Raw genomic sequence first — 7665 nt, 5'->3', positions numbered from 1 at the left:
GCGCCAAAATCTCCATGCCTTGCGATATCGCTGGCGCGAACCACCACGAAAGCGCAAGTTTCAGTCCATGCCAAAGCTATCTTAGCGCCTATGCCTTTGAGGGGGAGATGGCCGGCAGGCCAGAGGGGGGCGCGAAGAAACGCGACCTTTCGGTCAAACAAGCTCACCCTCTCAGTCCAACCCGGGCAAACTTTAGTCAACTGAAATGCCAGCGGGACAGCGCCCCCCTCTGCCCTGCCGGGCATCTCCCCCTCAAGGGGGGAGATTGGCAATTTCACTGGTCGTCACCACCCTTGGTGAGAAGATCGTCGGCAAGCGAAATCGCCGTGCGGCGGTCGGCTTCGCCGGCGGCGGCAAATGCCTCTTCCTGCATGCCGCGGATCCACGGCTGGTCGCTCGGCGAGGCGCGTTCGAGCGCGGCGGTCATCATGGCCAGCCCGCGCACGATCTTGCCGCTCTGGAACAGAAGATTGCCGAGCGTCGCCTGGGCGCCGGCATGGCCTTTTTCGGCGGCGAGTTGGAACCAGCGGCCGGCCTGCTTGACGCTGGCCTTGACGCCGCCCTCGCCCTTCAAAAACATCTGGCCCATCTCGAACTGGGCGTTCGGGTTGCGGTAGTTGGCGGCCGCGCGCATGTAATATTCCTGCGCCGCGACCTCGTTTTCCTCGACCGGGCTGCCGGGGATACCTGTCCGGAGATAGTCGCCCAGCGCCACCAGCGCGTCGGAGACATAGCTTTCCTCCGGCGATCCCGGCTCGACATCCTGATCGACGATCTCGGAGAAGAATTTGAAGGCCGCATAGTCGTCGCGCGTCACGCCGTCGCCTTCGGCGTACATGCGCGCGAGCTTCCAGGTGGCGCCGATCTGGCCGTTCTCGGCGGCGTATTTATAGGCCTCGACCGCCTGTTCCTTGTGGCCGCTCTTGTAAGCGGAGAAGCCGAACTGGAACACGGCCCATGGGCTCGATTGCGGCTTCACGCCGGTCTTGTCGTCGAACACCTTGTCGTCGAAGGCCATGGCCTGGCCCACGGCGCCAAAGATCGCAACAGCGACCAGTGCCGGAAGGACAGACGACCTCAACAACTCAGATATCCGCATAGCAATGTGTTTCTTTGGCACCGCCCGGATGGGTGACCGCGCCGTCGCGGGCAGGCCCTACCGTTTGTGCGTATTTCCAGATCGCGCCCGACTGATAGTCGGTCGTGCGCGCCTTCCAGGCCTTCGCCCGCGTTGCCAGTTCGGCCTCGGACAGGTCGACCTCGATCGTGCCTTTGGTTGCATCGATCGAAATCACATCGCCGTCTTTCAAGAGCCCGATCGGGCCGCCAACGGCAGCTTCGGGCCCGACATGACCGATGCAGAAACCGCGCGTCGCGCCCGAGAAACGACCGTCGGTGATGAGAGCGACCTTGCCGCCCATGCCCTGGCCGTAGAGCGCCGCCGTCGTCGACAGCATCTCGCGCATGCCCGGGCCGCCGCGCGGACCTTCGTAACGGATGACGAGAACCTCGCCTTCCCGGTAGTTGCGGTGCGTGACCGCCTCGAAACATTCCTCTTCCGAATCGAAACACCGTGCCGGACCTGAGAATTTCAGCTCCGTCATGCCCGCGACCTTCACGATCGCGCCTTCGGGGGCAAGGTTGCCCTTCAAGCCCACGACACCGCCGGTTTGGGTGATTGGTCGGTTGGCGGGACGGACCACATCCTGGCTATCATTCCAGGCAACATGCTCCATGTTTTCGGCCAAAGTACGGCCAGTCACGGTCATGCAGTCGCCATGCAGATAGCCATGGTCGAGCAGCGTCTTCATCAACAGCGGAATGCCGCCGGCCTCGAACATGTCCTTGGCGACATATTTGCCGCCCGGCTTGAGGTCGGCGATGTAAGGCGTCTTCTCGAAAATCGCGGCAACGTCGAACAGGTCGAACTTGATGCCTGCCTCATGCGCGATCGCCGGCAGGTGCAAAGCCGCATTCGTCGAGCCGCCGGTGGCCGAGACCACGGTCGCCGCATTCTCCAGCGCCTTCAGCGTGACGATGTCGCGCGGCCGGATGTTCTTGGCGATCAGCTGCATGATCTTTTCGCCGGACGCGAAATTGAAGCGGTCGCGCATCTCGTAAGGCGCCGGCGCGCCGCAGGAATAGGGCAGCGCGAGGCCAATCGCCTCGGCGACGGTGGCCATGGTGTTGGCTGTGAACTGGGCCCCGCAGGAGCCGGCGGACGGACACGCCGCCTGCTCGATCTCGAGCAGTTCGGCATCGCTGACCGTGCCGACCGAATGCTGGCCGACCGCCTCGAACACGTCCTGCACAGTGATCTGGCGGCCGCGATAGGAGCCCGGCAGGATCGAGCCGCCATAGATGAAGATCGACGGCACGTTGAGCCGCACCATGGCCATCATCATGCCGGGCAGCGACTTGTCGCAGCCGGCAAGGCCGACCAGCGCATCGTAGCAATGGCCGCGCATGGTGAGTTCGACCGAGTCGGCGATGACATCGCGCGACACCAGCGACGACTTCATGCCCTGGTGGCCCATGGCGATACCGTCGGTGACGGTGATGGTGCAGAATTCGCGCGGCGTGCCGTTGGCGGCCGCGACGCCTTTCTTGACCACTTGCGCCTGGCGCATCAGCGAGATGTTGCAAGGCGCCGCTTCGTTCCAGCAGGAGGCAACGCCGACCAGCGGCTGCGCGATCTCGGCCGCCGACAACCCCATGGCATAGAGATACGAACGGTGCGGCGCACGCGCCGGACCGACGGTCACATGGCGGCTAGGCAGCTTGGCCTTGGAGATGACTTTGGCGTCCATTCTCTTCCTTGCCGCGGGCGGCGCGGCCTGCCTCATCGCCGAGCCTTTTGGCGCGTGTCCCGAGACAAATTCGAGGTGCGCCGGGTTTATGGCGGGAAATGGGCAATTTGGTCGGGCGGGACCGTTGTGCGGGGGTTGGTCGGGAACTGTTGCCAAAACGTCACAATTACCAGAGGCGAAAGTGATGCGACGGATTTGCAGGCTAACTTTCACCCACAAAACAAAAGGCCGGGCAACGCCCGGCCTTTTATTATAATTTTCAGAGCCTTAGAACTTGATCTTGACGCCGCCCGAAATGGCCGTGACCAAGTCGTTTCCGAAATTGTAGCTGACATCGGTGCCGGCCTGGTAGCCGTTCTCGTCTGTCAAAAGTCCTGAGTGACCGCTGGTCAGCACACCGATCGCGCCGGCCAACCGCACTTCGATGTTGGCGGTTGGCGTGTAAGCGACGCCGCCACCGAGTGTCCACGTGTCGCTCTGGGAGCCAACGCCGTGCGAGGTACCACGATCCCACGAAATCTGAGCTGCGCCGCTCCACTGCTCGTTGAACTTGTGGCCAATGCCTGTGGTAACCGTCCAACCGTCACGGTACATCAGATCTAGCGACGTCAATCGCACCGGAGTCGGAGAGCCGAGCCCCGGAGAAATCGACGTACAAGCTGCCAGCCCCTTAGAAGCTTGCGAGCAGATAGGAATGCTCTGCAACACGCTCCAGTTGACCCATTTGACGGACCCGAAGGCAAGCCAGCCGGGTGCGATACCGGATTGGAGCTTGAATTCCAACGAATCTGGCATGGAGGCATTGCCATATATGTCTATCGGCTCGGCCCCTATGCCGACCTTCGTCAAATCAAGCGTGCCAGAGAGATTGTCGAGCTTTACTTGCGAATTATAAACAAGGCTTGCGCGCAGCGCTATCTCAGGAATTTCGTAAGCAAGGCCAGCACGCCAGCCCCAGCCAGTGCCTTTGAGGTCAACGCGACCCGTGCCGCCGAAATTGGGCACCAGTGGCGACACAAGGCTTTCCTTGAAACCGTAGACTTCCTGGTAGAACACACCGCCGATGAAGCGAAGCTGCCCCTTGCCGGCATCCATCTTGTAGGAGCAGGTGCCGGCGTAGTTATTACTCTTGATGTCGGTTTCCATGTTGGACTGCGCGCCGGCCCAAAGGCCGGGAGCCGTATGCGCACCCCAAGGCTGTGAATAGTCGACCATACAGTCGACACCCTTGACCACCTCGGCCTTGACGCCGATGCGTGGCACCCAGTAGCTCTCGCTGTCTTTCGCCGTGCTGCCCAACGCCGACACGTTGCCATCTGAATTATCTGTGTCCACCGCATTCTTGAGCTTGCGCTCCGGCATGACATACGTCGCTTCGGCTTCGGTGGCGAAGGGCGCCGGATCGAACAGAAGGTCGACGTCGTAGCCACCGCGCTCGATGCCGCCGGCATGCACGGAGCCGATCAGGCTCAGCGAAAAACACCCCGCCCCCAGCAGTGTTTGCAAACGCAAATTGTTCATTGGATGTCCTCCCCGAATACTAGTGGATCAAGCTAGAACCAATTCGGGTTAACGGTGCAACAATGAATTGATAATGCGTACATGTACGCACTTGCAGAACGCATTTCGGAAAAAGTGGCGACCCGCGCAAGCATGCCGGAAAAGGGCCATTTGGGCGGCAATCGGCGCAAAAAATCAGGAGGATTCGCTCTACACAGTATAAAAACCGGCTGTTTTGCCGCCAATGGCCGCCATTGTTACATTATGGCAACAATGGGGCGAAAACTTTCCGTTTACGTCAACATTAACGCTACGGAATGCCTGTTTTTCGGGCAGAAGACCTGCCTTGACGCCGTTCCCGGGCATCGCGAATCCGGCGGATCAGCCGGCGTCGCGCACCCTGGTCAACGCCACCGAAAGCTTCTCCTGCTGATCACGGTATTCCGCGAGTTTTTCGCGCTCGGCCGCGACGATCTCTTCCGGCGCGCTGGCGACGAATCTTTCGTTCGACAGCTTCTTGTGCAGCCGCGCGATTTCCTCGGTCACCTTGGCCAGTTCCTTCTGCAGCCGCGCCGCCTCGGCGGACAGATCGATCAGGCTGCCGAGCGGCAGGCAGATCGTCGCCTCGTTGAGCACGATCTGGGCCGAGCCCTTGGGTGCGGCGTCCTGCAGCGAGATGTCGCCGACCCGCGCCAGCCGCTTGATGGCGGACGCATGGCGTTCCAGCCTCTGGTGAGTCTCGGCGCTGGCGCCGACCACCACCAGCGGCGCGATCGCCGCCGGCGGCACGTTCATTTCAGAGCGCACGGAGCGAATACCGGAGACCAGATCGACCAGCCAGTTGATGTCGGCGGCTGCATCGGCGTCCTCGAAGTCGGGCGACGGCCAGGCGGCGTGGCACAGCAGCGTTGCGCGCGTCCTGCCCTCACCTGCCGTCTGCGCCCACAGCTCCTCCGTCATGAACGGCATCATGGGGTGAAGCAGCTTGTAGATCTCGTCGAGCACGAAGGCGACGCAGGCACGGCTTTCGGCCTTGGCAGCCTCGTCCGTGCCCATAAACACCGGCTTCAGCAGTTCCAGATACCAGTCGCAGAACAGGTTCCAGACGAAGCGGTAGGCGGCGCCCGCTGCTTCGTTGAAGCGGTAACCGGTGATGCCCTCGGTGATAGCGCGCGACGCCCTGGTCAGCTCGGTCAGGATCCAGCGATTGACCGGCAGCTTGGCGTCGTTGAGCCAGAAATCGTCATTGCGCGCGACCTCGTTCATCTCGGCAAAGCGTGTCGCGTTCCACAGCTTGGTGCCGAAATTGCGGTAGCCGGCGATGCGCGCCGGATCGAGCTTTACGTCGCGCCCCTGCGCCGCCATCACCGTCAGCGTGAAGCGCAGTGCGTCAGCACCAAACTCGTCGATGAGGTCGAGCGGATCGATGACGTTGCCTTTCGACTTCGACATCTTCTGCCCGTTCTTGTCGCGCACCAGCGCATGCACATAGACGGTGTGGAACGGCTCCTCGTGCATGAAATGCAGGCCCATCATCATCATCCGGGCGACCCAGAAGAAGATGATGTCGAAACCGGTCACCAGCACGTCGGTCTGGTAATAGGTTTTCAGCTCCGGCGTGTGATCCGGCCAGCCCAGTGTCGAGAACGGCCAAAGCGCCGACGAGAACCAGGTGTCGAGCACGTCCTCGTCGCGGGTCAGGATCTCGCCCGGCTTGAAGGTCTCGAGCTTGTCCTCGACCCAGGCCTTCCATGGACCTTCCAGCGCCAGATAATATTCGATCGCGGCGCCCAGCGCCTCTTCCTCGGTCTTCTCGACGAAGACCCGGCCGTCCGGCCCGTACCAGGCCGGGATCTGGTGACCCCACCATAGCTGGCGTGAAATACACCAGGGCTGGATGTTCTCCATCCAGTCGAAATAGGTCTTTTCCCAGTTCTTCGGCACGAAGTTGGTACGGCCTTCGCGCACCGATGCGATCGCCGGCTTGGCCAGCTCGGCGGCGTTTGCATACCACTGCTCGGTCAGAAACGGCTCGATCGGCACGCCGCCGCGGTCGCCATGCGGCACGGCGTGGCGATGCGGCTCGATCTTGTCGAGGAAGCCGCCGGCCTCCATCAGCTCGACGATTTTCTTGCGCGCGACGAAACGGTCGAGACCGTCGAGCTCGTCCCAGACGGCCTGGCGCTCCGGCGTCACGTCGAGCCCGGCGAGAAAATCCTCGTTATCCCTGAGCGTTATTGCCGCCTCGATGGTCAGGATGTTGATCGCCGGCAGCTTGTGGCGCTTGCCAACCTCGAAATCGTTGAAGTCGTGCGCCGGCGTGATCTTGACGGCGCCGGAACCCTTTTCCGGGTCGGAATACTCGTCAGCCACAACCGGAATTTTCCGGCCGACGATCGGCAACACGACATTCTTGCCGACCAGATGCCGGTAGCGCTCGTCGTCCGGGTGCACGGCGACTGCCGTATCGCCCAGCATCGTCTCGGGCCGTGTCGTCGCCACGGTGATGAATGTCCCAGGATTTTCCGGATCGAAAATCTCGCCCTGGATCGGATAGCGGAAGTGCCAGAGATTGCCATTGACCTCCTGCGGCTCGACCTCCAGGTCGGAGATCGCCGTCAACAGCTTCGGGTCCCAGTTCACAAGGCGCTTGTCCTTGTAGATCAGCCCTTCCTTGTAGAGGCTGACAAAAACTTCGAGCACGGCCTTGGACAGGCCTTCATCCATGGTGAAGCGTTCGCGCGACCAGTCCGCCGAGGCGCCGAGCCGCTTCAGCTGGTTGAAAATGGCGCCGCCGGACTCGGCCTTCCACTCCCAGACCTTGTCGATGAACTGTTCGCGGGTGAGATCGCGGCGATGTATCTGCTTTTCCATCAGCTGGCGTTCGACCACCATCTGCGTGGCGATGCCGGCATGATCCATGCCGGGCTGCCACAGCACGTTTTTGCCGCGCATGCGCTCGAAGCGCACGAGTATGTCCTGCAGCGTGTTGTTGAGTGCATGGCCCATATGCAGCGAGCCGGTGACGTTGGGCGGCGGGATGACGATGGTGAAGGCCTCCGCCCCCTCCTCGGCGCCGGCGCCGGCGCGAAATGCGTCCGCCTCTTCCCAGATTTTGGCGATCCTGGGCTCGACGGTCTTGGCGTCGTAGGTCTTTTCAAGCATGGGAAAATGGTCCGCGCGGTCGGGAGTTTTGCTGACCCGGTGTAAATCGGAAGGTTTTGGCCAAGTCAACCGCGAGGGCGGCCTCAGTCCTTCAACGCAAATAGGCGGGGCCCTGGTCATTTCAACGGGAAGGCCATGCCTGCACCTTCATCGTCAGCGATCCCGACGGTACCTGATCGTGTTCGCGACA

General features: G+C 61.8%; 4 protein-coding genes. All 4 read right to left on the bottom strand.

The window, feature by feature from the left end; genetic code table 11:
* Nucleotides 1-274: 274 nt before the first annotated feature.
* The 4 genes from NKI31_RS16050 to NKI31_RS16035 all read right to left on the bottom strand — a co-directional run bounded on the left by NKI31_RS16050 (nt 275) and on the right by NKI31_RS16035 (nt 7475).
* Nucleotides 275-1099, bottom strand: a complete 825-nt coding sequence (locus NKI31_RS16050) for a tetratricopeptide repeat protein (RefSeq protein WP_023714413.1) — start codon at nt 1097-1099, stop codon at nt 275-277.
* On the bottom strand, nt 1086-2810 hold the full coding sequence (gene ilvD, locus NKI31_RS16045) for a dihydroxy-acid dehydratase (RefSeq protein ID WP_352652047.1): 1725 nt from the start codon (nt 2808-2810) through the stop codon (nt 1086-1088). The genes NKI31_RS16050 and ilvD overlap by 14 nt, the downstream gene beginning before the upstream one ends.
* Nucleotides 2811-3077: 267 nt before the next feature.
* Nucleotides 3078-4331, bottom strand: coding sequence for an OmpP1/FadL family transporter (locus tag NKI31_RS16040; protein ID WP_352652046.1), 1254 nt, complete (start codon nt 4329-4331; stop codon nt 3078-3080).
* 360 nt (nt 4332-4691) lie between these two features.
* Nucleotides 4692-7475, bottom strand: coding sequence for a valine--tRNA ligase (locus tag NKI31_RS16035; RefSeq protein WP_023818112.1), 2784 nt, complete (start codon nt 7473-7475; stop codon nt 4692-4694).
* Nucleotides 7476-7665: the final 190 nt, after the last annotated feature.

This window comes from Mesorhizobium sp. M0659, from assembly GCF_040320605.1.
GTDB lineage: Bacteria > Pseudomonadota > Alphaproteobacteria > Rhizobiales > Rhizobiaceae > Mesorhizobium.
The sequence above is the reverse complement of the archived record's forward strand: the minus strand, read 5'-3'. Positions and strand labels throughout refer to the sequence as shown.

Excerpts from the sequence above, each read along its gene's own strand:
- NKI31_RS16050 (WP_023714413.1), bottom strand. The coding sequence starts at position 1,099 with ATGCGGATATCTGAGTTGTTGAGGTCGTCTGTCCTTCCGGCACTGGTC.
- NKI31_RS16040 (WP_352652046.1), bottom strand. The coding sequence starts at position 4,331 with ATGAACAATTTGCGTTTGCAAACACTGCTGGGGGCGGGGTGTTTTTCG.
- ilvD (WP_352652047.1), bottom strand. The coding sequence starts at position 2,810 with ATGGACGCCAAAGTCATCTCCAAGGCCAAGCTGCCTAGCCGCCATGTG.
- NKI31_RS16035 (WP_023818112.1), bottom strand. The coding sequence starts at position 7,475 with ATGCTTGAAAAGACCTACGACGCCAAGACCGTCGAGCCCAGGATCGCC.